Source organism: Pseudoalteromonas prydzensis, from assembly GCF_001661495.1.
GTDB lineage: Bacteria > Pseudomonadota > Gammaproteobacteria > Enterobacterales > Alteromonadaceae > Pseudoalteromonas > Pseudoalteromonas prydzensis.
Map to the genome: position 1 here is coordinate 108,277 of NZ_BDDT01000005.1, position 25,990 is coordinate 134,266.

Here is a 25,990-nt window from a genome sequence, read left to right on the forward strand (position 1 = left end):
TCACTTGTATTTCTTTGAGAGCTTAGGATGTTGTCTCTATAATTACGTAAATTTGATTAAAGCAATATCACTAATCAGCTTGTAGCTCGAATCTCGCGGCTATTAACTAAACCATATTTAAATCACTAATCTCTACTTAACGGGCAATAAATACGCTAAAATTACAGGCTATTTTAGTAATGAGCCCGCACCTTTTATGACCTCAGCCGCAAACCCTAGCAATTTCAACGAACTTGGCCTAATTCCAGAGCTAATTGCTCGATTGTCTGATCTTGAATACACGCAACCTACGCCAATTCAGGCACAAGCAATTCCCAATATCTTGGCGGGCAATGATTTAATTGCAGGGGCGAACACTGGCTCAGGTAAAACCGCAACGTTTGCATTACCTATGCTACAAACGCTGTTTTTAGCACAAAGCGCTAAAAAAACTGCTAGCAAAGGTAATTTTGTTTCAGGGCTGATTTTAGTACCTACACGTGAGCTGGCAGCGCAGGTGGCCGATAGTGTTAAATCGTATTCTGCTAACTTTAATGGCGCAATTAAAACGGTGGCGGTATTTGGTGGTGTGTCTGTTAATACCCAGATGCAAGCTCTACGCGGGGGAGCTGATATTATCGTAGCAACCCCAGGGCGTTTACTTGATTTAATCTCAAGCAATGCGATTAAGCTCGATAAAGTAAAAACTTTAGTGCTTGATGAAGCCGACCGCTTATTAAGCTTAGGCTTTACCGAAGAGTTGGCTAATTTATTAGCGCTTATGCCTGCTAAAAGGCAAACCATGTTGTTTTCAGCGACTTTCCCAGAGCAAGTTAAGCTATTAACGCAAGAGCTACTAAACGACCCTGTTGAAATACAAGTACAAAGCAAAGAAGAAAGCACCTTAGTGCAGCGAGTATTTACGGTAAATAAAGGTGAAAAAACCACGGTTTTAGCGCATTTAATTAAGCAGCATAAATGGCGTCAGGCGCTTATTTTTGTCAACGCTAAAAAAGACTGTGAGCACTTAGCCAGTAAGCTTGAAAAACGCGGTGTTAACGCGCAGGTATTTCATGGTGATAAAGGCCAAAGCGAGCGCTCTCGGGTAATCGAAAAGTTTAAAGCGGGTGAGATTGAAGTACTGATTGCTACAGACATTGCCGCCCGTGGTTTAGATATTGAAAAACTGCCAGTGGTAATTAACTTTAACTTACCGCGTAGCCCTGCTGATTACATGCATCGTATTGGCCGAAGCGGCCGTGCAGGGGAAGTGGGTTTAGCGTTATCGTTAATTGATTATGAAGACTTCCATCACTTTAAAATAATCGAGAAGAAAAACAAACTTCGTTTAGAGCGCGAAGAGGTAACAGGTTTTGCCGTAAACCAAGCTAACCTTGATGCCGCTGATGCACTTAAAAACGAAAAGCCAATGGCCAAGCCTGAAGGCACAGGTAAGAAAAAGAACAAAAACAAAGCTAATCAAGAAGATGATGTGTGGAGCGGCTGGCGCCGTAAGTAACAAACACAAAAAAGCCGACTTCAGTCGGCTTTTTCATTTACAGTAAACAGTTAGCTTACTTATAAAACGCTTCTACTGTGCCTTTTACTTTCATAAGTAGTGGTTGTCCGCGACGGTCTAGCGCTTTAGGTGCGGCTACTTTGATCCAACCTTCACTGATGCAGTATTCTTCAACGTCAAAACGTTCTTTGCCGTTTAGGGTTACACCAATTTCATGTTCGAATACTTCTTCTACATAAAACTTGCTGCGTGGGTTGATCGAAAGTTGATCGGGTAATTCTGGTTTATTGGTATCAGTCATAATTGTGATCTGCATTGAATAGATTGTGCGCCATTGTAGGCAATACAGGCCTTAGGCTCAATATACTGATCAAAATAAATGAGTTAACTACACACTTGCTCAGATTGTTTGATGCAGTAGTTAATTATTTCATCACGAGTAAGGTCGCTATCAAAGCAATAATCAAACCGCATAGTGAGATTAACCTGTTGCTCTTGCTCAGGCCAATGCCATTTACGAACAAGTTGTCGGGTAGCTGTTTGTAACTGACGGCCATAGCGTTTTGGGTCGGTATTATTTATTTTTATATCTTTCACTGTGCCGCTTTTTGAAATAACAAAGCTGGTTTCTGCACACCCTTTACCCTGAATATTTAATAATTCTAGCGGGTATTCATGGTTAGGTATTTTTTGTAGACGCTGCCAAACACCTTGCTGATCTAGGTACTGAGCTTGAATGTCTGCTATGGGCCTTTTGTCTGAAATATCATTGCTTTGTGAAAAAGCAGCAAATGAAAAAATTAAGCTGGCGCAGTACACGATAGTTTTCATAATTATCCTTAAATATTGCTCAGTAATAGAACTTTAGCGTATTCCGCTTATGATTAATAGCTTGAATTTTAGCCAGATTTATTTGTTTAAATTAAACGTTATAGTATATCATTGTTGTTATAATATGTTATATTATATCCAAGCAAACCTAGCAACTATTAAAAGTGGATCATGAAGTACTCAGCATTAACTTTCGCATTTTTAGCAATTTCTTTCGGCTCTGCTGCCTCTGAGTCAGATATAGAAACCATCACCATTGCACATAAGCAAGCCTTTAGAGGCGATATTCCGCTTAAAGAATTACCACAGTCAATTACCACATTAAGTAAAGAAATGATGGTTGATAATGGTATTACCAAGTTTAGGGATGCGCTGGATTTTTCAGCCAGTATTTCTCGTAAAAATAACGGCGGTGCACTGTGGGATAGTTATTCTATTCGCGGTTTGTCAGGTAATGAAAATATGCCGTCGGGTTACTTAATCAATGGCTTTAGTGGTGGTAGAGGATTTGCGGGTCCACGGGACGTGTCAAATATCGAATATATTGAGGTGCTTAAAGGTCCTGGCTCGGCTTTATATGGTCGTTCTGAGCCTGGTGGCACAATCAACATTATTACTAAAAAGCCACAGTTTTATCAGCAAGGCCAACTAAAAGCTGAGCTTGGTAGTGACAATCATAAGCGTGTACAAGGTGATTATACCAACGGCCTTACTGATGATATCGCGTTTCGAGTTAACGGGGCATGGCAAGATAGTGACAGTTTTAGAGATTATGTGCACCACGATAAGTTTGTGATCACGCCTTCGCTTTATTATCAACTGAACGACAAGTCATCATTAACCTATGAATTTGAGTATGTTGATCAGCAGCAAATGTATGACCGCGGCATTGTAGTTCTTAATAATGATTTTAATACCGTGCCTGAAAATCGTTTTTTAGGCAATCCGAATGATGCACCAACTAAAGTACACTCTCGGGGTCATCAACTTAATTATAGCTACGATTTTGATCGTGATTGGTCGCTTTTACTTGGTAGTAGCTATCGCACAGCCACACTCACAGGCTATTCGTCGGATGCCGAATTATCACCCTCTCGTCAGTCATTGTTTGATGATGGCAGAACTTTAACGCGTCAGCATCGCTATCGCGATTACAAGTCTGATGATTTATCGCTGCGTTTTGAATTAAGTGGTCACTTTGAACTGGCGGGTATTACTAATCATGTTTTAGTGGGGGCTGATGCTTATGACTATGAACTGCGTACTGGACTTTATCGCTACCGTGGTGGCAAAGGCACCTACACGATTGATATCTATGAACCAGATTACGGTACCGAGCAAGGCCCTGATGTTGAAATGCAGTATGAAAACAACGAAGAGCAAAGCGCATACGGTATCTATTTGCAAGACCAGCTAGATATTACTGAGCGCTTTAAGGTAATGGTAGGTTTGCGTTTTGATGAAATTGAGCAAGATATTTTTGAAACTAAGTCAGGTGTTGCCTCAAATAGTAAAGAAAACAGAATCAGCCCTCGCTTTGGTATGGTGTATGAGCTAAACGATGCGATTAATCTTTATACCAGTTATTCGGAAGGTTTTTTGCCATTAAGCGGTACTGATGCGCAAGGTGAACCGTTTGGTTTTGAAGAAAGTGACTCGTTTGAAGTGGGTTTGAAATTTGGCTTTGATGATATCAGCGGTACGATTGCACTATTTGATGCCAGCAAAAGCAATATGCTAGTGGCCGATCCGGTGAACGTTGGCTATTCCGCACCTGTAGGTAAAGCGACCAGTAAAGGTGTGGAAGTTGATGTAACTGGCAGTTTAGGAGCTAATACTGAATACACAATCTCATACGCCTACGTAAAAGCTGAAACAGCAAATGATGTTGTTAATGTTGATTGGTTAGTACCAATTCCAAAAGGCAGCCCATTAGTTAACGTACCAGAGAATAACTTTTCGCTTTCATTAAATCATGATACCCGTGTATTTGAGCAAGACATCAAAATTGGTGGCCATTATCAATATATTTCAGACCGACTCGGCGATCCTGCGGATTTGACATTTCGTTTACCAAGCTACCAGTTAGTCGGTTTATTTACTAAATGGCAAGCGACGCAGCGCATGGCTGTATCGCTTAATCTTGATAACATTTTTGACGAAACGTACATTGCCAGCAGTTACAATGCCTTATGGGCATACCCAGGCGCACCAACACAGTTTAAGTTAGGTATAAGTTATGACTTCTGAGCAACTTAAAGCTCGCATTCACAGTATCGATATTATGCGTGGTGTGGTTATCTTACTTATGCTACTTGATCATGTGCGAGAGCGATTCTTCTTGCATATGCAGGTGTCTGATCCTATGGATGTAGATACAACCAGCCCAGGGCTTTTTTGGAGTCGCTTTGCTGCACATTTTTGTGCGCCGACCTTCATCTTTTTAACTGGGCTTTCGGCGTGGCTTTATAGCCACCCAGCTAACGGGGTAGCTCGTTCAGCGCGGAGCTTTTTAATTAAGCGCGGGTTGTTTTTAATTGCTCTTGAAGTAACCATAATTTGTTTTTCGTGGATGGGTTATTTTCATACTATTTGGCTGCAAGTGATGTGGGCAATTGGTTTGTGCATGCTTACTTTAGCGTTACTTATTAATTTGCCGCAACGACTATTGTTAGCATTGGGGCTATTGATCGTTTTTGGCCATAATTTACTTACACCAATTAGCTTTAATCCAGAACAGTGGGGTTATACCTTATGGACAATACTGCACGATCGCGGTTATATCTCCCAAGGTGGCTTAATTGATGTAAAAATTAGCTACCCAGTATTACCGTGGATTGGCGTGATATTACTCGGCTATTGCGCAGGCCCGCTGTATGCACATACTCGTGACAGCGATGATCGCAAACAGTGGTTAATTGGTTTAGGTTTGGCGTGTGTCGCATTATTTGCAATTTTACGCGGCTTAAACATCTATGGCGAAACCTTGCCTTGGCAGCAATTTTCAAGCACAGCGCAAACGGCTATGTCGCTATTTAACGTGACTAAATACCCGCCCTCATTGAGCTTTTTATTGATCACTTTAGCAGTAATGTTTTTTGGCCTGTGGTTATTTGAGCGTCCGTTAAATCGCTTTAGCAATGCCTTAAGGGTATATGGCTCAGTACCTATGTTCTTTTATATTCTTCACCTTTACGTTTTATTGATTTTATACACTGTGGGTAATGCTATTTGGGGTACCAATCAGGGCAGCTATTTTGGTGTTAATGATATTACTTGGGTGTGGCTTATCTCGGTGGTTTTAGCAGTTGCTTTATATTGGCCAACTAAAGCATTTAGCGACTATAAACGGGTCGCTAAAAAACCATGGTTAAAGTATTTATAGGAAAAATACAGTGCTTACTTCGCAGGCTATTTATCCATGTGCTATACCTAATTATTAGGGTTGGGTATAGCAAGGATATACAGTATGAAAAGGTTTAGTTTAGCAATCATTCTATTATTACCATTTGCGGTTACAGCGGGAGTTGTTGACCCTGAGTGCACCGCAGAAAAAGCAGTAAAGAGCGCAGCTACGAAAGCCGCCGTTGGTGTTGGCGGTCGTTGTAATCCGGCGGAAGCCGCGAAAGATAGCGCAGGAAAAGCGGTAGAAAATGCGCTACCAGATAAAGGTGTTGCTGGAAAAGCGGTTGATAAAGCAACTGGCCGTAATGATACGCTCAAAGATAAAGCTGCGGATGCCGTCGATGAGAAAGTGGATGAAGTGGTGCCTGACAAGCTACAAAAAGATAAAAAGAAGGGTAAAAAAATAGAATAAGCGGTGTATGTACACCGCTTAGTTTAAATCTTACTAACAAAACCCTCATTAAGCACTCTAACTTCGCGTTGCGGGAATGGTATTGCAATATCATGGGCTTTAAGGGTTTCTAGGATAATTAATAACAAGTCGCCACCGACCCGATTTTTACCGTCATCAATTCCTTGCATCCAAAATTCCACAAACATATTGATGCCATTGTCGCCAAAGCTATCTATTTCACAGTCAGGGCGCTCTTCAAATGGTATCTCAGGGCCGCTAATAACTTGTGGGTGCTGGGCAACTGCCTCTTTAATTATTTCTACCATGGCTCTAACATCAGTGGCGTATGCCACACTAAAGTCAACTCGGTAGCGCTGTTTTGGATCTTTATGAGTCCAGTTGGTCAACAGCGATGAAATAAAGGTTTCGTTGGGAACCAGTATGTCTTTGCCATCGTAAGTTTCTAAAATTGCATGACGCATTTTGAACTCTCTAACAAAGCCACTTTTACCGTTCTCTAACTCAACAAAGTCGCCAATGGTGAGTGACTTATCGAGTAAAATAATGATGCCAGAAATAAAGTTAGAGGCAATTGATTGCAACCCTAAACCTAGGCCAACCCCCAATGCACCGCCAAACACAGCAAGGGCGGTGAGGTTAACGCCCATAATATTAAGCAGTAATAATGCGATGACGCAAAATAAGCCTACTTCAAAGAGTTTGGTAAACACTTCACGGGTGCTGATATCCAGCGTTTGCTGGTTACGAATAATAACTTTACCAACATTACTGGAAGCGCGGCCTAACCAAAATAAAATAGCGCCAAAAAATAATACCCGAGTGAGTCCATATAAACTGACTTGAATATTGCCTAAATTAATAGAAACCGCTTCAAGAGTTTTAATAAATGCAGGCAAGAAGCCCAGTAAGTGCAGCAGCAAAACGGGCAGGCCAACTAACTTAAACAGCGCCGACATAAAGGGGCTGCTAACAAACTCTTTAATAATTGAGTAAGCAAACAGTAGTATGGCAATGTTGAGCGCGGTATTCATTAACCACACTTGAAAGTCAGCAGTGATGCCAATAGCGGTAAATATCTTTAATAAAATAATCGCTACTAGTGGGTAAACAATATTGCTGAGTCGAAACAGCATAATGTTTATTGGGTGGTCAGACGCCACTTTGGTATGTTTATCAACGCGTTTTTTTACTGTTTGAGAATAAATCCAGTAGGCGGCAGCATAGCTGGTAATGATCACCAATAATTGCAGATAGGTTGCTTGTTGGCTAAGCATTGATTGGATCAATAACCAAACAGACTCAAATTGTTTGGAAAAAAACTCACTATCCATAAGGCATACTTTTTCGATTAAATTAGATGCTTTACTATGGCTGATAAGTTTGAAAATTTACAGAATTATTCTCTGTTGTGGGTAATTTGTAAAAATGAGGCTTTTTAACTAAAATTTTCACTGTCTGTTGCTAGTAATAATTGTTGGCTACATCAGTTAAATTTATTTTTTATAAGGAATATAGGATGGCGAAGATATTGTTAATTAGCTTAAGTGTGTTGCTTGCTGCCTGCAGTGAGCCTGCGCCTAAATCGGTTGGAAGTGATGTTGACGAATATGGTTGCAAGGCGTCAGCTGGCTATGAATGGTGTGGTAAAACACAGCAATGTGAACGCCCTTGGGAGTTGGCTAAAAAACATGATTTTGAAAATACTCAAAGTGAATTTACAGCTTTCTGCACAATAGCAGAGTAGTCGTTTATTAGGTGGTGATACCTCTGCGTGTTGTTTTTTTGATGCTTAGGGCTGAGCTCAAAATAGCAGAGGCATTATAACGCGAGTATTTCATCGCGATTACTTGGCGACCATGCTTTAGCGGCCGCTTGTTGCTGTGTTAGCCAAATAAAATCTGTGTGCTCATTCGGATCTAAAGTGATGGTGATATCATCGGGTACGCAAACGCTAAAAACATATTCGGTATTAATTAATGCGTTGGCTTGATAGCGATGTTGCCATGACTCTCTAATCGTATATTGATTGGTTTTTTGATGGTCATGAATGGTTAAACCAAGGGCATGAGCATCTATTCCTGTTTCTTCTAAAAGCTCTCGATACGCAGTTGTGATAGGTGTTTCACCTTCATCAATACCACCGGTAACTGATTGCCAAAAACTAGCGTCATCGGTACGTTGAATTAGTAAACAATCTTTATTTTCTTTATAAATAACAACCAGTACAGAGAAGGGTTTGCGCAGTTTAGCTGACAAGATAACCTCTTTTATAGGGGGCGTGCTGGGAGTGTAACTTAGTAAAAAGTAATTAACTAGTAGATACGTTTATGTCGTCAGTATTGTTTATATTTTAATGGTATTACCCTTGAGGTTTGGGGTAATACCATTTTTAATTTAATAGAATAAGCAGTTAATTAGAACTTTGATCTAGCATTATATCCGCGGCTTTTTCAGCAAGTGCAATTGTAGGGGCATTGGTGTTGCCACTAATAAGCGTTGGCATTACCGAAGCATCAATAACACGTAAGTTTTTTACGCCATGCACTTGTAATTGCGGGTTTACGACCGCTAAGTCATCGGTGCCCATTTTGCACGTTCCTACGGGGTGATAAACAATTCCTAAGCGTTCTTTTGCTTTAGCAAATAGCTCATCATCTGACATCGCATTAATGCCTGGGTGCATCTCTTCAACTCGGTAATCATCAAAGGCTGCGGCCGCTAGAATTTTACGTAACACGCGCAAGCCCGCGACTATTACTTGGCGATCTTTACCATGTTCATCAGAGAAAAAGTTAAAATCAATGAGCGGTGCGGTTTTATAGTCTGATGTTTGCAATTTTACTGTGCCTTTACTTTCAGGCCTTAAGACACAAACATGACATGAATAACCATGCTGACCCATTAATCTTAAATCACGACCACTATCGTCATAGAGTAGCGGTAGCATATGCAGTTGAATGTCGGGTCTATCAAGATCTGGTGAAGTTTTTAAGAAAGCGCCAGCTTCAAGCATGCTGTTTGCGAGTTTACCGGTTTTGCTCGAAAAATAATTAAATAGTTCAGGCGCCATTTTTAACAGCCCCAAAGGTGATGCGCAAAAACCATCTTTTTTCTTACTGGTCACTAAAATGCAGGCATCTGCGTGTTCTTGCAGGTTTTCACCCACCCCCGCTAAATGATGAACACAATTGATCCCTAAACTTTCTAGGTGCGTCTTGTCACCAATACCAGAAAGCATCAATATCTGTGGTGAGCCAATAGCCCCCGCACTCAAAATAACCTCTTTATTTGCTTTTGCTATGTGCAACTTGCCATGCTGCTCAAACTCGACGCCAGTGGCTTTACTGCCTTCAAACACAATGCGCTTTACTAGAGCTTTAGTTTTTATTTGTAAATTTTTTCGGCCCATTGCTGGGTATAGATAGGCACGAGCAGCGCTGCAGCGTTGACCATCTTTAATGGTACATTGGTAGTAACCGACTCCTTCTTGAGCAGCACCATTAAAGTCATCAGTGTAGTGATAGCCAACTTCTTTTGCTGCTGTGATAAAGGTTTCGCTGATGGGGTATAGCACAGGGCGATCGCTAACATGTAATGGTCCTGAGTCACCATGAAACTCACTGCTACCGCGTTCATTGCTCTCTGAACGCTTAAAGTATGGCAGTATGTCGTTGTAACTCCAGCCATCGCAACCTAAGCCAGCCCAAGTATCATAATCTTCGGCTTGGCCACGAATATACAACATCGCATTGGTTGATGAACTACCGCCTAGCCCTTTGCCGCGTGGCACAAATAAAGGTGTATCACTGCGAATATCTGTGACTTTCTCTGCGTTATATTTCCAGTTATAAGTATCTAAAAACATAAATGCAGCAAAAGCTGCGGGAGTATTGACTAAAAACGAGTCGTTTTCGCCGCCAGCTTCAAGCATCAATACGTTATGTTTACTGTTTTCGCTAAGTCGATTTGCCAACACGCAACCAGCTGAACCTGCTCCAATAATTATATAATCAGTCGTCATGATTTATTCCTCGCTATGTTGACGTAGGCTGCGTCGCAGTATTTTACCCACCGTACTTTTAGGAAGCTCTTCAATAACACGAATCACTTTAGGGATTTTGTAGCCAGTAAGATGCTGGCGACAATGGGCTATTACTTGCTCATCTGATAGTTCTGCATCAACGGTTATATAGGCACAGACTTTTTCTCCACTGTGCTCACATGGTTTGCCAACAACTGCTGCTTCGATGATATTAGGATGCTGAGTTAAAACATCTTCAACTTCATTCGGGTAGACGTTAAAACCTGATACGCAAATCATGTCTTTTAAACGGTCAACAATTTTAAATTCACCGCCGCCGAGCCTTTCTGCAATATCGCCCGTTTTGAAATAACCATCTTTGGTCATGGTATCGGCTGTTGCTTCTGGGCGTTGCCAATAACCAAGCATCACTTGCGGGCCTTTCACGATAAGCTCACCAGCTTCACCAGGTTTAACGTCATCACCATTAATATCAATCAGTCGCACATCGGTATTTTTCACAGGGTGACCAATGCTGCCGAGTAATTCGTGACCTGGCTGATTTAAACATACAACGGGTGATGTTTCTGACAGTCCATAACCTTCTGAAATAGTGCACCCTGTTAACTGCTGCCATTGGGATGCCGCTGAGGAGGTAAGCGTACTGCCGCCAGAGATCGTTAAGCGTAGTGATGAAAAATCGAGCTTTTTAAACTCTGGGTGATTGCAAAGTGCTACAAACAGCGTATTTATGCCGGAAAATCCAGTAAACTTATGTGGCTTTATTGCGTTCACAAAAGCATCAAGGTCTCGAGGGTTTGGTATTAGTACACTAAGTTGACCTTGGCTTGCAAAGAGCACTAAGTTCAGTGTAAAGGCGTAAATATGATACAGGGGTAATGGGCTAATAAATATTTCGTTTTGCTTTGTCAGGTGCCCAAATAAACGTTCATAAGTTTGCTCTGAATTGCTAAGTAAGTTTTGATTACTTAACATTGCTCCTTTTGATACTCCTGTTGTGCCACCAGTATATTGTAGAACACACAGGTCATCTACTTGAGCCTGTGGCCTTGGTTGTAAGGGGAGTTTTTCTCCTGAATTGATTGCTGCGAGTAGGGGGGTTGACTCAACATCAGTTGCCATTAAATCAACAACATTTGTGGTTAAGACGATGCTGATGTCGCAATCATCTTTGATTTGTTCATATTTTGGCAATAAGTCTTGTAAGATTATTAATGCCTTGGCGCCAGAGTCTTTAAATTGATGACGCATTTCTGCGGGTGTGTATTGCGGGTTAATATTTACGATAGTGAACCCGGCCCGAAGTGCGGCATAAGCTGCAACAGGATATTGCAATAAGTTAGGTAACTGAATGGCAATTCGGTCGCCAGCTTGAAGTTCAGGTTGAGCTTGTAACCAAGCAGCTAAATTACGCGATAATGCATCTACTTCGGCAAAAGTTAGTGTTTTACCTGCGCAACTAAACGCGGGTTTTGCTGCATGTTGTTGCATGCTCTGTTCAAGTACATCAGCTAAGCTAGATTGTGTGTTCATGATGTTGTCGCTCCTCGTTCTTGTTATTAGCGTAGTAGGTATTTATATAGCCAGTTCTGGATGGTTTTGCCATACGGCGGAAATAGAATCCAACTTAAGCTGAGTTTGCCTCGGGTTAAAACCGATTTAGTGTGCGAGAAGGTTTTAAAGCCCTCATGGCCGTGGTAATTACCTAAGCCTGAGCCGCCAATGCCACCAAATGGCAAATCATCACAGGCAACATGAAAAGCTGCGTCATTGATACACATGCCGCCAGCATGACTGGTGTTGATGTAGTGTTGTTGCAGCACTTTGTCAAAACTATATAAGTAAAGTGCTAAAGGTCTTGGCTTACTTTGTACATAAGCAATTACTTCATCGTGACTTTGGTAACTCATGATCGGTAATAAAGGGGCAAATATTTCTTGCTGCATAATAGCCATCTCGTCAGTCACACCAGTGACTAAGGTTAATGGTATTTTTCTTTGCGCAGGTTCGCAGGAATCATCTGACAGAGGGATAATCTGAGCACCTTTTGCCTTAGCATCTGCCAATAGTGATTGCACTCGTTGATATTGGCTTTCGTTCACTATACTAGTGTAGTCAGGGTTATCGTTAACTGTAGGGTAGAGGCGGTTAAATAAGGTTTTGCTTTCGCTGATAAGCTCGTCAATTAGGTTGCTGGGGCAAAATAGGTAATCCGGGGCGACACAGGTTTGCCCAGAGTTCACTACTTTGCCATGCATAAAGCGCTCTGTGGCTATTTTTATATCGCAATCTGCGGCAATGACGGCTGGTGATTTACCGCCTAACTCTAAGGTGACGGGTACTAAATTATTTGCCGCTGCTTTCATTACATAGCGGCCAACTGTGGTAGAGCCGGTAAAAAATAAGTGGTCAAACTTTAGCGCACTGAATGCTGTTGCGACATCCGCTTCACCACCAAATACGGCGATTTCATCAGTGCTACTAATATCAGCTAAAACCTCAGCCAGTAGGCCTGCCGTTTTTGGCGTAAACTCTGACATTTTGAGCATTGCTCTATTGCCTGCCGCAAGAGCCGTAATTAATGGGCCTAATGATAAAAAAAGTGGGTAGTTCCAAGGCACCATAATGCCAACCACTCCTTTAGGTTGATAATGGACCACCCCAGAAGCTGGCTGAAAGTGAAGCGCTATATGGCGTTTTTCTGGTTTCATCCAACGTTTTAAGTTTTTTAAAGTGTAATTTAAATGCCCTAAAGTGGTGACTATGTCACCAATTAGCGTGTCATCTTTTGCGCGATGGCCAAAGTCGTCATTGAGTGTGCTAACAAACTCATCCTGCCTGGCAATTAACTGCTTTTTCAGGGCTAGCAATAACTTACGCCGATCATCTAAGCTTGGATACGGGGCACAATTAAATGCAGTGCGCTGTTTTTCTAGCGTTGCAGCTAGCATATTAAGATCTGTAATTAGCATATTATTCCTCAGATTTTACTGTTTTGCCTAGACCGAATAACCAGGCTAAGGCAGGCGTGAGTACAAGTGCTCCAATCATATTCCAGATAAACATGAAGGTAAGTAATAAGCCCATATCGGCTTGGAATTTAATCGGTGAGAACACCCAAGTGGCAACCCCAATTGCTAAGGTGAAGCCTGTAAAAGCAACCGCTTTACCGGTATGACATAGAGCAAAGTTGTATGCCTGTGCGAGTGATTTTCCTTGTTTTAATGCTTCATTAATTTTACTAAAGATATAAATGCCGTAATCAACACCAATACCGACACCGAGTGCGATAACTGGTAGCGTTGCTACTTTTACGCCAATATCTAACCCAGCCATCAACGCTTGGCTTAAAATTGAAGTCAGCATGAGCGGTAAGATAATGGCTAATACGATGCGCAAGTTTCTAAATGTAATGAAACATAAAACAATCACCACAGAGTAAACCCAAATTAGCATTTTAAGTTGCGCTGTTTCGATTACTTGGTTGGTTGCGGCTTCAATACCGGCATTTCCTGCTGCCATTAATAGTGTTAGTGAGTCAGACGGGTAGTCGGCTATAAATTTTTCTACTGCAGCACCAACACGCTTAAGGGTAGTGGCTTTATGGTCATCAAGGTAAATTAGCACCGGCACCATAGAGCAGGTTTGGTTAATCAGCCCTGGCGGTGCTTTTGCCACAGAAGCGTTAGTCATCAGTTGGTTACGATTAAGGCCATACCATTTGATTGCGCCTTCGTTCATACCAAAAATACCAAGTTTAGATACATCGACCACAGATTTGACTTCTTGCACGCCTTCAACATCTCGCATGTGCCAGCTAAAAGTGTCAATCCAGGTTAAGTTATCGTAAGCCACGCATTGCTGGTTTTCGGTTTTGGCCATGACTACAAATACGTCGGTGCTAGAGCTGTAATTATCTACCACGTAGGCATTATCTTGGTTATAACGAGAGTCAGGGCGCAGCTCTGGTGCGCCAGCGTCTAAATCACCAATCTTCATGAAGCCTGAGCCGTATAACCCGACTGCGAGTAAAGCTAAAGCAACTACAATGGCTTGTTTAGCTGCATGGGCCTCGCTAAAGCGGGTAAATAATTTTGGTAAAAGCGGGTGGTTCAGCTCGGCTTTACGACTGTGCTCTACAGCACGTTTAGAAATGCCGATGTAACTCATCACTAGTGGGATGGCGATTAAATTAGTGAAAATTACGATGGCGACACCAATACTTGCAGCAATAGCGAGTTCTTGAATAACACCAATGTCGATAACCATAAGCGTAGTAAAACCAATTGCATCGCTGATCAAGGCGGTGATACCCGCAGCAAATAATGAGCTAAAAGCCACAACGGCGGCTTGATGATTATTATGACCAAGCTGGCGAGCATGGATCATGGCGTTAATAATTTGCACACCATGACTTACACCAATCGCAAAAACTAAAAATGGTACTAGCATAGAATATGGGTTAATACCGAAACCTAGCTTACTTAACACGCCTAGCTGGGCAATAACTGCGAATACAGAGAAGCACAGCACAGTAATTGTTGAACGAATACAGCGGGAATAAACCAGTAACATAATAAAGGTAATCACTACTGCTAATGCGAAAAAGCCAACCACACTGACTGCGCCATCAATTAGCGAGCCAACCACTTTGGCAAAGCCAAGAATACGAATGGTGATGTTGTTATCTTCATATTTTTCGCGGATCTTTTCTTCTAGTTGGCTTGATAAAGCATGATAATCAAGGGCTTTACCTGTATCTGGATTAACCTCTTGTAATGGTGCAAGGACAATGGCCGATTTCATATCGTTGCCCACAAGCACGCCTACTTGCCCTGATTTAAGGATATTAGTGCGTAGCTGATCTAGCATGCTTGGGCTGGCATCAAAGCCATCTGGAATAACAGTGCCGCCAACAAAGCCTTCTTCAGTAACTTCTTGCCAGCGCACATTTGGTGTCCAGATTGACTTTAAACCGTCACGGTTAACACCGGGAATGTAAAATACTTCATCGGTTACTTGCTTGAGTATTTCTTGAAAGTGCTCATCAAAAATATCACCGTGTTTACTTTGTACTACGATACGAACCACATTGCCTAAATCGGCGAGATCTTTTTGATAGTGTTTATAATTCTCTATATATGGGTGATCGGCGGGGATCATGTCATTAAAACTGGCTTCAGGTTTAACGCTAAGCGCTGAGTAACCTAACCACACTAACGCAAGGCCAATGATAGCTAAAATCAGCATTCGCATACGTAGCATAGAGGTGACTGAATTATCTACAAGTGCATTATTCATAAAGGGAGTTCCTAACTACGGGGCGATTGGCAAGCGTGCCAACCCATGTTGACCACTGAGCAAAAGCGTATTGTCTTGCACTATGACATCGGAAAAAATTGCCCCGCTAGGGTGCTTTTGAATATTGAGTGCCTGCGGGTTATTGATGGCAAGCGAAACAACGATGCCTCCTTGCCCCACTAAATAGGCAGTGCCGTTATGGATAGTGCCACCGAGTAATGACACTGGAACTTGTTGTGAAAGTAATTGCCAGTTATGGCCGTTATCTTGTGAAACCGCAATATGGCCTTGTAAACCATAAGCAATAACAGCCGAGGATTGGCTGTCAGCATTAATGCCAAAAAAGCTGCCATGGTAACCTAGCTCCATTGTTTGCCAAGTTTGTCCTTCATCATAAGATGCAAACGCGCTCGCGTTTTCACCGACGATAAAAAGTGCATCATTGCGCCCTGTAGTGATGGCGTTTAGGTGGAAGTTATTAGGGTTATCTAGCTTGTTTTTCTCTAGCTGCCAAGATTGGCCAGCATCACTGCTTTTGAGAAACGTGCCATAAGCGCCAACGGCAAATAACGTGTCGTCGCTGAGTGTGGTTACACTTAATAGCGGCTTATTTGGGCCATCTTTAAGCTCTATATCGGCGTCTTCCCTAGCAAACTCTAAATCTTCAATTGCATAGCTAAGATCTTCTTGGCTAATTTCATCGGTTGTATTGGCAAGTTGCTGCTTTAATGATTTGATTCGGGTATCAATATTATTAATATTTAATTTGGTAAGTTGATAACCATCAAATTGCTTTTGCCAAGTCGGCTCAGCGCTTGTGCGGCGAATGATAATGCCATCGTGGCCAACTGCTATTTGACTGCCATCACTTAACTGAGTGATGTCAGTCAGGGTGACGCTGGTAGGTGATTGACTTTGTTGCCAGTCAGTTTGATTTTTGTATTCAATAATATGACCGCGTTCACCAACAAGTGTGATCCCCGCGGATGATAATTGCATCGCCAATAATACACTTTTGTTCGCTTGGCGGTTTTGTGCTGACGGTAAATCAAGTAGCTCTAGTGCATTTGCGGTGCTTGCTATTAAGCTCACGACAGCAAAAAGGGATACTTTTATATTCATCTTATAGGCCCTAATAGGATCGGTATAAAATGATTATTCACTATAAAAGTAAATTAGCTTTATGTTATCTGTGCCAAACTATTATCTTTAGCAACCTATTTATAACATCAAATATGCATTTCTATACGATATTCACCTGGTGTTTTACCAGTCCAGCGCTTAAACGCTCGATGAAAATTAGCGACACTCGAAAAGCCAACTAAGTAGCTTATTTCACTAAAAGACAAGTGTTGTTGAGTCAGGTAATCTAAGGCTAAACGGCGGCGTGTCGCTTCTAGTAACTCTTTATAGCCGGTGTCTTTTTCATGTAGCTTACGTTGTAAATTACGTAGGCTCATGCCAAGATCTGTGGCCATTTGCTGTTGCGAAGGTGCGCCCATCGGTAACTGTTCATAAATTTTATTTTTAATTTGATAGATTAAATCATTGCGGTCGATGCGGCTTAATAGGTCATCAAGAATTTGTTCGTGTACTTGAGTAATAAGTGGATTACCCACCATCAATTTAGCATCGGCAATCGAGCGCTCAAAAACAAAGCCATTAAAGTCAGCTTCAAATTTAACTGGTGCGCCAAAAAAATCTTCTAAATATTGATTACTTTGTTTACCTGCACTGCGAGTTAGTTTTACGCATACTGGAGCAATCTCGAGCCCTACTAGTTCTCTGCCAAAACTAACCATTGTCGCTAGAAAGGCCTCTATAAGAGGATCTGACAATGCTGGACGACCAGAGTCTTCGTAATGAAATATATCCATATCAAAGATGAGCTGATCGTCGCTTTCTTTTACGGTGAGTAAACATGAATTCGACACGATACGTTTATACCGCGCAATTCGCTCATAAGCATCGTATAACGTGTTTGATGACATCATCGCATAACCTAATGCGTGGAACATTCCTGGGTAAAAATGTTTGGCTATTTCCACCGAAAAGTCATTGTTATTGATTTTCTTATTACAATAGCGCATCAGTTGCGCGAGTTTATCGGCCGCAAGGCGTGTTTCTTGGTCTTTTAATTCGCAGGTATTGATTTCACAGTCAGAAAAAGCTTGCTCAGGGTCAATACCACGGGCTTTCATCGCCCGAGAAAAGGGAATTAACCATCCAGATAAAGTTGAATATGCTTGGCTCATTGTTGTTTAAACCTATATCTGTTGAGAGAGTTTTGTTATTTTTTAATGCGATTGTTGTGTTTCTAAATTTACAACAAAAGCAGTTGCTTTATCTACAACCTTACTCTTTTTTACCTCTTTGCACAAAATGAAAAGCATTTGGCGCATTTTGCCCTAGGCAATACTCAATCCTCGAGTATGTTAATACTGTTAACTTTTGTTTAATGGTTTGAAGGGCGCACACAATGATTAAAAATACAACAAGAACACAGCTAGGAATTGCATGCGCAGTGGCATTAGCCAGTGCAAACAGCAATGCAGCCGATTTTTATTTTGGTGAAAATGATGATGTGCTGTTGCAAATAACTTCACAGTTCAGTGTTGGGGCTAGCTGGCGACTAAAGGATGCTGATCCGCGTTTTATCGGTGCACCTAATGGCGGGCAAGGCGCGACAACCACAACTGATGATGGCAACCTTAACTTTTTACAAGGCGACACTTATACAAAGTCTGTTAAAGGGTTGCACGATATTCTACTGCAAAAAGACAACTATGGCTTTTTTACCCGAGTTAAGTATTGGTATGACAAAGAATTAAAAGATGAAAGTCGGCCACATGGTAACTCCGCCAATGCCTATCAAGCGAATACTCCTTTAAGTGATGAAGGTTTTTCTGATTATGCTAAGTTCTCTGGCTTTGAAATTCTTGATGCTTATTTTTTCGCGAATTTAAGTATTGGCGAAATGCCCGTTGATATCCGCATTGGCCGTCAAGTAATTAACTGGGGTGAAAGTACCTTTATTCAGGGCGGGCTTAATTCAACGAATCCATTTGATGTTAGTGCGTTACGTCGCCCTGGTGCTGAGCTGAAAGAAGGCTTACTACCAGTTGGAATGGCTTATTTTAACGCCGGGGTAACCGATACTCTAACGATTGAAGGTTTTTATCAATATGAGTGGGAAAAAACGCAAATTGATGGTTGTGGTACGTATTTTTCAGCAACAGATTTTGCCGCCGATGGTTGTAATGCGATAACGGTAGGCGGTATTCCCGACGCTCAAGCCTATGCGGGTGGTGTTTACGCTAAACGCCAAGCCGACGGCGAACCTGATGATGGTGGCCAATATGGTATTGCGCTGCGCTATTATGCTGCAGAGTTAAATGATACAGAATTTGGCTTATACCACATGAATATTCATTCGCGCTTGCCACTAATCAACGCAATTCGTACCCAAACACTCTCTGTACCAGGGGTGACAGCCGTGTTTATTCCCGAAGCGCAAGATCCAACTGGTGGGCAATTAGCCGCGCTTAATCCAGGTTACCGGATTGTGTTTCCTGAAGATCTTAAATATTACGGCGCGAGCTTCGCAACAAATGTGGCTGGTGTCGCACTATCGGGTGAAGTGTCCTATAAACCTGATACGCCAATCCAGATCAATGGCCCTGAAATTCTAAATGGCACACTCAGTGAAGCGCCTTTCTTACGCTTTAGTGAGCGTATTACTGCAGCGGGTTATGGTGAAGATGTGCCTGGTTGGGATGAGTTTGATGTCACCCAATTGCAAGTAACAGCAATCCAATTTGTGGAGCGTGTACTTGGCGCTTCACGGTTAACTTTAATTGGTGAAGCTGGTGTTATTTTGACCGATGGCGTCAGTGACTCTAACCAATTATATGGCCGTAATGCGGTGTTTGGTTTAGGTGATTTTGATGCTGGCAATGGCCTTAACTGTACTAATCTTGTTGCCGCTGGAGCAATTGGCGGTGACTGTAGTACAGATGGTTTTGTATCTGAAAGCGCATGGGGATATCGACTGCGCGCAAGTTTAAATTATGACAATGTTTTTGCTGGCGTATCACTAAAACCAACGTTTGATTGGCAGCATGATGTGAATGGTTATTCGCCTGAGCCAGGGCAACAATTTCATGAAGGGCGCAAAGCGTTTGGTGTCTCGGTTGAAGCACTTTACAAGCAAAAATACAGCGCCACCCTTGGCTATAAAACGTTTACTGGTGGCAGCCATAATATCTTAGAAGATAAAGACTTTATTTCTTTAAGCTTTAACGTTTCATACTAATAAAGAGAGCAGCAAGATGAATAAATTTATTACTACAGTTAGCGCGATTTCGCTCGCCCTCGTTACAACTTATAGCAATGCTAAAGTCACTGCTGAGCAGGCGGCTCAATTAGGTGACTCGCTTACTCCTATCGGCGCAGTAAAAGCAGGTAATACAGCAGGCACAATCCCTGCGTGGGATGGTGGCTTAAATTCAACTAATACGGCAAAAAGTGCCGATGATGGCCGTCCAGCTAACCCTTTTGCCGATGATAAACCGTTGTTTACCATTTCTAATGCGAATTTAGCGACGTATAAGGCAAACTTAAGCCCAGGCCAACTGGCTATGTTTGCTAAATACCCAGAGTACACAATGCCTGTTTATCAGACCCGCCGTACAGCAGCATACCCAGATGATTTATATGGGGTGATCAAAAAGAATGCGACCCAAGCTGAGCTGTTAAAAGGCGGCAATGGGGTAACTAATTTTGATACCACTATTCCGTTTCCGGTGCCAGAAAATGCCTTAGAAGTTATTTGGAATCACATTACTCGTTATCGAGGTGGTTCTGCTGAGCGTTTATTCGCCGCTATTCCAGTACAACAAGATGGCAGTTTTGTTCCAGTAACCATGCAAGATCAGCTAGTGTGGCCTGAGTTTTTACAAGGGGGTCGCAATAGCGAAGATGACAATGTGTTGTTTTATTACTTACAGCTTATTACTGCGCCAGCCCGTTTAACTGGGACTGCATTGTTAGTGCATGAAACCATCGATCAAGTGAAAGAAGCACGCCGTGCCTGGGTTTATAACGCAGGCCAGCGTCGTGTACGCCGAGCTCCTAATGTTGCCTATGATGGCCCAGCAGCAGGAACTGATGGTCTAAGAACCTCAGATAATTACGATATGTATAACGGCGCACCAGATCGTTACGACTGGAAACTAATCGGTAAAAAAGAGCTGTATATTCCTTATAATTCATACAAGTTGCTAGACACGAATGCAAAATATAGCGATATCATTCAAAAAGGCCACATGAATCCTGACTTCCTGCGTTACGAGTTACACCGTGTGTGGGAAATTGAAGCAACACTAAAAGAGGGTGAACGCCATATTTATGCAAAACGTACCTTCTTTATTGATGAAGATACGTGGGGCGCATCGGTGATTGATCACTATGATGGTCGTGGTGAGCTGTGGAAAATGGCAGAGGCGTATAACCTAATGTTCCATGATGTAAATACGCCTTGGATGGCGGTTGAAGCATTATATGACTTAAATTCCGGCCGTTATTTAGCGACAGGCTTAAGTAATGAAGAACCACGCTTTATGACTTGGGGTAAAGAGGCTAACCGTCGTGATTTTTCATCATCTGCACTGCGTCGTCTGGGTCGCTAAAAGAATAGGAAGTAAAAATGAAGTATATAAAATTAATGACCTTTATGATTGCAGGTAGCTTAATGACATCTTCAGCACATGCTGAAGATGCGTTAGCAAAAGATGCCTCAACGCATACCAAGGCTCATCAACAGCGACTGAAAAAGCAATTACCTTTTGCTGATGATAAAGACTTTGCTTTAGCTGAGCAGGGGTTGATCCATCGACCTGAATCGGTGGAAATTAAAGATGCTCAAGGAAAAGTTGTTTGGGAGCTCGGTAAGTATGATTTTTTAAGTGCAGATAAGGCTTACCACGACACGATTAACCCGAGCTTGGAGCGCCAAGCGCGTTTAAATATGCACTATGGCTTATTTAAAGTCGCTGATCGAATTTACCAAGTTCGTGGCTATGATTTAGCGAATATGACAGTGATCCAAGGTGATACCGGTTGGATTATTTTTGATACTTTACTCACTGCGCCTACTGCTAAGGCCGCATTAAAGCTGGTGAACGAACAACTTGGTGAACGACCGGTAAAAGCCGTGGTGTATAGCCATGCTCATGCTGATCATTTTGGTGGGGTGAGGGGGGTTGTTACTGATGAACAAGTTGCCAGTGGACAGGTAGAAATTATTGCCCCACGTGGCTTTATGGAACATGCAATTAAAGAAAATGTGTTAGCAGGTAATGCAATGACACGTAGAGCAGCTTATCAGTACGGTAATGTTTTACCTAAAGGACCAAAAGGGCTTGTTGATGCTGCAATTGGTAAGGGCTTATCGAATGGTTTTATTGGTTTAATTGCGCCAACTAAAGTGATTGAAGAAGATGAAGAAACTATCGTCATTGACGGTATTACTATGGTGATGCAAAACACTCCCAATACCGAATCACCTTCAGAAATGAACACCTACTTACCGCAGTTTAAAGCCTTATGGGCTGCAGAAAATGTGATTGGCACTTTACACAATGTATATACCTTACGTGGTGCGCAAGTTCGTGATGCCTTGGGGTGGAGTAAATACATAAATAAATTGATCCATGGTTATGCTAAAGACGCCGACGTGTTATTCGCATCTCACAGTTGGCCACGTTGGGGGAATAAATACTTAACAGAAGTGCTGGAGAATCAGCGCGATATGTATGGATATTTGCACGATCATACACTACACCTTGCTAATCAAGGCGTTACTATTAATGAAATTCACAATGAATTTGAAGTACCCGAATCCTTAGCACAGCAGTGGTATAACCGTGGCTATCATGGCAGTGTATCGCACAATGTTCGTGGCGTATTAAATAAGTATTTAGGCTTTTTTGATATGAATCCTGCTACTTTAAATCAGCATAGTCCTACAGAGCAGGGCAAACGTTATGTTGCTGCGATAGGCGGTGCAGACAAAGTCATTAAGATTGCGCAATCAGCTCACCAAGATGGTGATTATCGTTGGTCGGCAGAGCTATTAAGCCATTTAGTGTTTGCAGAGCCAAATAACAAAGAAGCTAAACTTTTATTAGCCGATTCGTTCGAGCAAATGGGTTATCAGGCTGAAAGTGCTGGTTGGCGAAATACATACCTAACCGGTGCCAGCGAGTTACGTCATGGGCTAGCAACCAGTATTGATACCGCTAAAGCAGGGCCTGATATGGTCAAAGCGATGTCGAGTGAGCTGGTGTTTGACTATTTAGGCGTGCTACTTGATAGCAAAAAAGCGGTGGGTAAGAAGCTTGATATTAATATTAACTTTTCAGATACCAGCGAGCAGTTTCTGTTGCAGTTAAAAAATTCTCACCTGAATAATATTGCTGGGATCAATAGTGACGATGCAAACGTCACTATTACCATGAAACGCAGTGACTTAAACTTGATGCTAATGAAGCAAAAAGGATTAAAAGAGCTGATTAGTTCGGGTGCCATTAAGCATGAAGGTGATTTAGCGGCATTTGTTGCAATATTTAAAATGACAACTGAGTTTTCGTATTGGTTTAATATCGTTACTCCCTAACGCTTTCATAGGCAAAGCGCCTTGGCCGATCATACTGTCGCTATGATCGGCTTTTTTACATCAAAAGATGTCTTAGCTCGCCAATAAAGGTGCGCGCAGCAGGGCCTAAACGGTCGCCGTCTTTAAAGGTGAGATGCAGCTTTGCCGTGCGACTACTGTTTGCAGCAAGATTCAATGGCTTTAGTTGCCCGGCTTGTAATTGCTCTTCAATTGCACTAATTGGTAGCCACGCAAAACCCAACCCATTGCAGATAATATCGACCGAAGTGCGTAAATGACTAACCGTCCAGCGTTGCTCTGCTCCTAACCAGCCACTATCTTGTTTATTTTCTTTTGCGGAGTCTCTGACCACAATTTGCCTGTGCGACTTTAGATCTTCTAATGTAATTGCTCTATCGAGGTGGTGTAATGGGTGATCAGGATGGGCGACAGCAATAAATTCAATATGGCATAACTCTTCATTAAAACCATCTTGATGAGTAAACCCTGAAATAGTGATATCCACTAAATCTTGCTCTAGTAATTCATTGGCGCCACGCAAGACGGTTTCTTGTAACTCAATGCGAAGCAAAGGGTATTGCTCAGAGGTTTTGCTCAGTGCTTGATATAATAGTTGGCTGGGTAAAATTTCATCGATAGCAATACGTAATTTACTTTCAACTCCTTCGCTGAGTGTGTGACCAATTGCTTCTATTTTTGCCGCTTCATCTAAGAGGTAATTGGCTCGGCGCAGCATCATTTCGCCAGCTTCGGTGATCACCGTTTTACGCCCTGCGATGGTAAATAGTTTAATCCCTAACGCGGCTTCAATTTTTCCTACCGAATTATGAATACTTGATTGGCTTTTATGAATTTTTTGCGCAGCTTGATTAAAGCCACCATGCTCTACAACAGCGCGAAACATACGCCATTGTTCTAAAGTAATTCTAAGCATCTTTATTGTAGTCCTCGCAATCGCCTTGATCGCATGTATTTAATGATTCGCGTGCCTGTTTATCTTGGGTGAGTACTTGTTTTAGATCTTCTGTACGTTGGCGCACAGCCACGCCATAGCTGTGATCGTCGCCCCATAACTTGGCTAGTTGTAGCACCGAGGCTCTGTCATGCTCTCTAAATAAGTGCCCAGCACGTTGTGCATCTTGCGTTGAATTACCTAATAACTCTAGCGTTTCAACCCCGAGATTGATAGCTGAATCTACGGTTTCGCGGTTAAAGGCATCGACTTCTAATTGCAGTAGTTGATAAGCATGGCGACGATCGATTGCACGGGCAACAATTTTTAACTGAGGAAAGTGTTTGCGGGCAAGTTTGACTATCTCTAAAGTTTTATCGGCATTATCAATCGCAATTACTAATAGTTGCGCAGTTTCTGCACCTGCTGCTTCGAGTAGCTCTTTACGGGCGGCATCACCATAATGCACTGTGTTACCAAAGCGGCGCAGTAAATCAATTTGACTCGGACTGTGGTCAAGCACACTGATATCATAACCTTGGGTACTCAATAAGCGTCCTATAATTTGCCCAAAGCGACCGTAGCCGGCGATGATCACATGTTTTGCTGGGCTGATCTGCTCAGGCTGATCAAAATCTGGTTTGGTTGTTGTGTTGCTACGTTTTTGTAGGATGTCGTAAAGCATTAATAGTAATGGCGCGATCAACATGGAAATAGCCACCACCAAAGTGGTTAAACTGCTTTGTTCAGGGGTTAAAATTTGCAATGTATTAGTCATGGTGAGGAGTACAAATGCAAATTCACCGCCTTGTGCAAGTGCTAAGGTAAACAGCAGTTGCTGGGTGTGATGGATTTTAAAAATCCGTGCTAAGGCATAGAGCACGGCCGCTTTTACTAAAATCAGCGCAACAACAAGTAGCGCGACTATGGCAAATTGATCAAATAACAAGGCAAAATCAATCGATGCACCCACTGCCACAAAAAATAAGCCAAGCAACAAGCCTTTAAAAGGTTCTATATCGGCCTCTAGCTCATGGCGAAATTCACTTTCAGCCAGCACCACTCCGGCTAAAAAAGTGCCCAGCGCAGGTGATAGACCAACGCTTTGCATGATCAGCGCAATCGCAACCACTAAAAATAACGCAAACACAGTGAATATCTCGCGCATGCGCGTTTCTGCAATGTATCTAAATAACGGTGCAGAAATGTATTTACCAGCGAGTATAATGGCTGCGATCACCGTAACTGATGCGGTCACTTGGCCCCACACCGGCCAATCTGCGGTGACTGAGTGATTCATGCTGGTAGCGTTTAATGGTGGCTCAAATGCAAGCAATGGCAGTAAAGCTAGAATGGGAATAACCGCAATATCTTGGAACAACAACACCGAGAAGGCGTTTTGTCCGGCTTCATTCTTCAGCCAGCCTTTTTCTTCAAGGCTTTGCAATACAATGGCGGTTGATGAAAGTGCCAGCATTAAGCCAATTGCCAAGGCGCTTTGCCAGTGCATCGCCAGCAGCCAATAACAAACAGCAAAGATCACCGTGGCGGTAAGCGTTACCTGTAAGCCTCCAAGTCCTAGAATCGAGTGACGTAACTTCCATAGCCGTGCAGGCTGTAATTCTAACCCCACTAAAAACAGCATCATCACGACACCAAACTCCGCAAAGTGCATTACTGAGGTTTGATCGCCCACTAAACCGAGTATAAATGGGCCAATTAGTATCCCTGCTAATAAATAGCCAAGTACAGAGCCTAAGCCAAGGCGCTTTGCGATAGGCACCGCAACAATTGCGGCGGCTAAATAAATTAATGCGATCTCTAACATGCTTGTCCTTTGCTAATATTGGCTAACTTATTATGCCTTA

General features: G+C 42.3%; 20 protein-coding genes. 8 read left to right on the top strand and 12 right to left on the bottom strand.

Features of this window, described 5'->3' with window-relative positions:
- Positions 1 to 196: 196 nt before the first annotated feature.
- Positions 197 to 1,498 carry a DEAD/DEAH box helicase gene (locus A7968_RS11370; protein WP_064666699.1) on the top strand — a complete coding sequence of 434 codons (1,302 nt, stop codon included), beginning with the start codon at positions 197 to 199 and terminating at the stop codon, positions 1,496 to 1,498.
- A gap of 55 nt (positions 1,499 to 1,553) precedes the next feature.
- Here the strand turns inward: A7968_RS11370 and A7968_RS11375 are convergent, their stop codons facing one another.
- Both A7968_RS11375 and A7968_RS11380 read right to left on the bottom strand, forming a co-directional pair.
- Complete coding sequence (locus A7968_RS11375; protein ID WP_193330399.1) at positions 1,554 to 1,799, bottom strand: DUF3297 family protein; 246 nt, start codon at positions 1,797 to 1,799, stop codon at positions 1,554 to 1,556.
- Positions 1,800 to 1,882: 83 nt separating this feature from the next.
- Positions 1,883 to 2,329, bottom strand: a complete 447-nt coding sequence (locus A7968_RS11380; protein ID WP_064666701.1) for an energy transducer TonB — start codon at positions 2,327 to 2,329, stop codon at positions 1,883 to 1,885.
- A gap of 171 nt (positions 2,330 to 2,500) precedes the next feature.
- On the opposite strand from A7968_RS11380, the gene A7968_RS11385 reads away from it, so the two are divergent.
- The 3 genes from A7968_RS11385 (at position 2,501) to A7968_RS11395 (ending at position 6,146) form a co-directional block, all read left to right on the top strand.
- On the top strand, positions 2,501 to 4,579 hold the full coding sequence (locus A7968_RS11385) for a TonB-dependent siderophore receptor (protein ID WP_064666702.1): 2,079 nt from the start codon (positions 2,501 to 2,503) through the stop codon (positions 4,577 to 4,579).
- Complete coding sequence (locus A7968_RS11390) at positions 4,569 to 5,714, top strand: acetyltransferase domain-containing protein (RefSeq protein ID WP_064666703.1); 1,146 nt, start codon at positions 4,569 to 4,571, stop codon at positions 5,712 to 5,714. The genes A7968_RS11385 and A7968_RS11390 overlap by 11 nt, the downstream gene beginning before the upstream one ends.
- Positions 5,715 to 5,798: 84 nt before the next feature.
- Positions 5,799 to 6,146: a hypothetical protein gene (locus A7968_RS11395; protein ID WP_064666704.1), complete on the top strand. Its 348-nt coding sequence runs from the start codon at positions 5,799 to 5,801 to the stop codon at positions 6,144 to 6,146.
- A gap of 23 nt (positions 6,147 to 6,169) precedes the next feature.
- Here A7968_RS11395 and A7968_RS11400 read toward each other — a convergent pair whose 3' ends face one another.
- Positions 6,170 to 7,480, bottom strand: a complete 1,311-nt coding sequence (locus A7968_RS11400) for a mechanosensitive ion channel family protein (protein WP_064666705.1) — start codon at positions 7,478 to 7,480, stop codon at positions 6,170 to 6,172.
- Between the two features lie 185 nt (positions 7,481 to 7,665).
- Here A7968_RS11400 and A7968_RS11405 point away from each other — a divergent pair, with 185 nt between their 5' ends.
- Positions 7,666 to 7,893 (top strand): hypothetical protein, encoded by a 228-nt coding sequence (locus A7968_RS11405; RefSeq protein ID WP_064666706.1) that lies wholly within the window; start codon positions 7,666 to 7,668, stop codon positions 7,891 to 7,893.
- A 74-nt stretch (positions 7,894 to 7,967) separates the two neighbouring features.
- On the opposite strand, the gene nudB is transcribed toward A7968_RS11405, so the two are convergent.
- From nudB to A7968_RS11440, 7 genes are all read right to left on the bottom strand, one after another.
- A complete protein-coding gene (nudB, locus tag A7968_RS11410) occupies positions 7,968 to 8,405 on the bottom strand; it encodes a dihydroneopterin triphosphate diphosphatase (RefSeq protein WP_064666707.1) in 438 nt (145 codons plus the stop codon).
- Between the two features lie 154 nt (positions 8,406 to 8,559).
- Complete coding sequence (locus A7968_RS11415) at positions 8,560 to 10,170, bottom strand: GMC family oxidoreductase (protein ID WP_064666708.1); 1,611 nt, start codon at positions 10,168 to 10,170, stop codon at positions 8,560 to 8,562.
- A gap of 3 nt (positions 10,171 to 10,173) precedes the next feature.
- Positions 10,174 to 11,724 carry a long-chain-fatty-acid--CoA ligase gene (locus A7968_RS11420; protein ID WP_064666709.1) on the bottom strand — a complete coding sequence of 517 codons (1,551 nt, stop codon included), beginning with the start codon at positions 11,722 to 11,724 and terminating at the stop codon, positions 10,174 to 10,176.
- A gap of 26 nt (positions 11,725 to 11,750) precedes the next feature.
- Positions 11,751 to 13,163, bottom strand: coding sequence for a coniferyl aldehyde dehydrogenase (locus A7968_RS11425; RefSeq protein WP_064666710.1), 1,413 nt, complete (start codon positions 13,161 to 13,163; stop codon positions 11,751 to 11,753).
- Between the two features lies 1 nt (position 13,164).
- A complete protein-coding gene (locus tag A7968_RS11430) occupies positions 13,165 to 15,492 on the bottom strand; it encodes an efflux RND transporter permease subunit (RefSeq protein ID WP_064666711.1) in 2,328 nt (775 codons plus the stop codon).
- Between the two features lie 15 nt (positions 15,493 to 15,507).
- Complete coding sequence (locus A7968_RS11435) at positions 15,508 to 16,614, bottom strand: WD40/YVTN/BNR-like repeat-containing protein (protein ID WP_064666712.1); 1,107 nt, start codon at positions 16,612 to 16,614, stop codon at positions 15,508 to 15,510.
- Positions 16,615 to 16,721: 107 nt separating this feature from the next.
- Positions 16,722 to 17,747 carry an AraC family transcriptional regulator gene (locus A7968_RS11440; protein ID WP_064666713.1) on the bottom strand — a complete coding sequence of 342 codons (1,026 nt, stop codon included), beginning with the start codon at positions 17,745 to 17,747 and terminating at the stop codon, positions 16,722 to 16,724.
- A gap of 224 nt (positions 17,748 to 17,971) precedes the next feature.
- Between A7968_RS11440 and A7968_RS11445 the strand changes: the two genes are divergently transcribed.
- From A7968_RS11445 to A7968_RS11455, 3 genes are read left to right on the top strand one after another with little or no spacing between them, the layout of a single operon-like run.
- Positions 17,972 to 19,807, top strand: a complete 1,836-nt coding sequence (locus A7968_RS11445) for a DUF1302 domain-containing protein (protein ID WP_064666714.1) — start codon at positions 17,972 to 17,974, stop codon at positions 19,805 to 19,807.
- A 16-nt stretch (positions 19,808 to 19,823) separates the two neighbouring features.
- Positions 19,824 to 21,182, top strand: coding sequence for a DUF1329 domain-containing protein (locus A7968_RS11450; protein ID WP_064666715.1), 1,359 nt, complete (start codon positions 19,824 to 19,826; stop codon positions 21,180 to 21,182).
- Between the two features lie 17 nt (positions 21,183 to 21,199).
- Positions 21,200 to 23,170 (top strand): alkyl/aryl-sulfatase, encoded by a 1,971-nt coding sequence (locus A7968_RS11455; protein ID WP_064666716.1) that lies wholly within the window; start codon positions 21,200 to 21,202, stop codon positions 23,168 to 23,170.
- Positions 23,171 to 23,225: 55 nt separating this feature from the next.
- On the opposite strand, the gene A7968_RS11460 is transcribed toward A7968_RS11455, so the two are convergent.
- Positions 23,226 to 24,104, bottom strand: a complete 879-nt coding sequence (locus A7968_RS11460) for a LysR family transcriptional regulator (protein ID WP_064666717.1) — start codon at positions 24,102 to 24,104, stop codon at positions 23,226 to 23,228.
- The gene (locus A7968_RS11465; RefSeq protein ID WP_064666718.1) at positions 24,097 to 25,950 is read right to left on the bottom strand and encodes a monovalent cation:proton antiporter-2 (CPA2) family protein; all 1,854 of its coding nucleotides are present in this window, start codon (positions 25,948 to 25,950) and stop codon (positions 24,097 to 24,099) included. Before A7968_RS11465 ends, A7968_RS11460 begins: the two co-directional genes overlap by 8 nt.
- Positions 25,951 to 25,990 lie beyond the last annotated feature (40 nt).

Bases quoted from the DNA above. Each gene is read 5' to 3' on its own strand.
- A7968_RS11370 (WP_064666699.1), top strand. From the start codon at position 197: ATGACCTCAGCCGCAAACCCTAGCAATTTCAACGAACTTGGCCTAATT.
- A7968_RS11375 (WP_193330399.1), bottom strand. From the start codon at position 1,799: ATGACTGATACCAATAAACCAGAATTACCCGATCAACTTTCGATCAAC.
- A7968_RS11380 (WP_064666701.1), bottom strand. From the start codon at position 2,329: ATGAAAACTATCGTGTACTGCGCCAGCTTAATTTTTTCATTTGCTGCT.
- A7968_RS11385 (WP_064666702.1), top strand. From the start codon at position 2,501: ATGAAGTACTCAGCATTAACTTTCGCATTTTTAGCAATTTCTTTCGGC.
- A7968_RS11390 (WP_064666703.1), top strand. From the start codon at position 4,569: ATGACTTCTGAGCAACTTAAAGCTCGCATTCACAGTATCGATATTATG.
- A7968_RS11395 (WP_064666704.1), top strand. From the start codon at position 5,799: ATGAAAAGGTTTAGTTTAGCAATCATTCTATTATTACCATTTGCGGTT.
- A7968_RS11400 (WP_064666705.1), bottom strand. From the start codon at position 7,480: ATGGATAGTGAGTTTTTTTCCAAACAATTTGAGTCTGTTTGGTTATTG.
- A7968_RS11405 (WP_064666706.1), top strand. From the start codon at position 7,666: ATGGCGAAGATATTGTTAATTAGCTTAAGTGTGTTGCTTGCTGCCTGC.
- A7968_RS11415 (WP_064666708.1), bottom strand. From the start codon at position 10,170: ATGACGACTGATTATATAATTATTGGAGCAGGTTCAGCTGGTTGCGTG.
- A7968_RS11420 (WP_064666709.1), bottom strand. From the start codon at position 11,724: ATGAACACACAATCTAGCTTAGCTGATGTACTTGAACAGAGCATGCAA.
- A7968_RS11425 (WP_064666710.1), bottom strand. From the start codon at position 13,163: ATGCTAATTACAGATCTTAATATGCTAGCTGCAACGCTAGAAAAACAG.
- A7968_RS11430 (WP_064666711.1), bottom strand. From the start codon at position 15,492: ATGAATAATGCACTTGTAGATAATTCAGTCACCTCTATGCTACGTATG.
- A7968_RS11435 (WP_064666712.1), bottom strand. From the start codon at position 16,614: ATGAATATAAAAGTATCCCTTTTTGCTGTCGTGAGCTTAATAGCAAGC.
- A7968_RS11440 (WP_064666713.1), bottom strand. From the start codon at position 17,747: ATGAGCCAAGCATATTCAACTTTATCTGGATGGTTAATTCCCTTTTCT.
- A7968_RS11445 (WP_064666714.1), top strand. From the start codon at position 17,972: ATGATTAAAAATACAACAAGAACACAGCTAGGAATTGCATGCGCAGTG.
- A7968_RS11450 (WP_064666715.1), top strand. From the start codon at position 19,824: ATGAATAAATTTATTACTACAGTTAGCGCGATTTCGCTCGCCCTCGTT.
- A7968_RS11455 (WP_064666716.1), top strand. From the start codon at position 21,200: ATGAAGTATATAAAATTAATGACCTTTATGATTGCAGGTAGCTTAATG.
- A7968_RS11460 (WP_064666717.1), bottom strand. From the start codon at position 24,104: ATGCTTAGAATTACTTTAGAACAATGGCGTATGTTTCGCGCTGTTGTA.
- A7968_RS11465 (WP_064666718.1), bottom strand. From the start codon at position 25,950: ATGTTAGAGATCGCATTAATTTATTTAGCCGCCGCAATTGTTGCGGTG.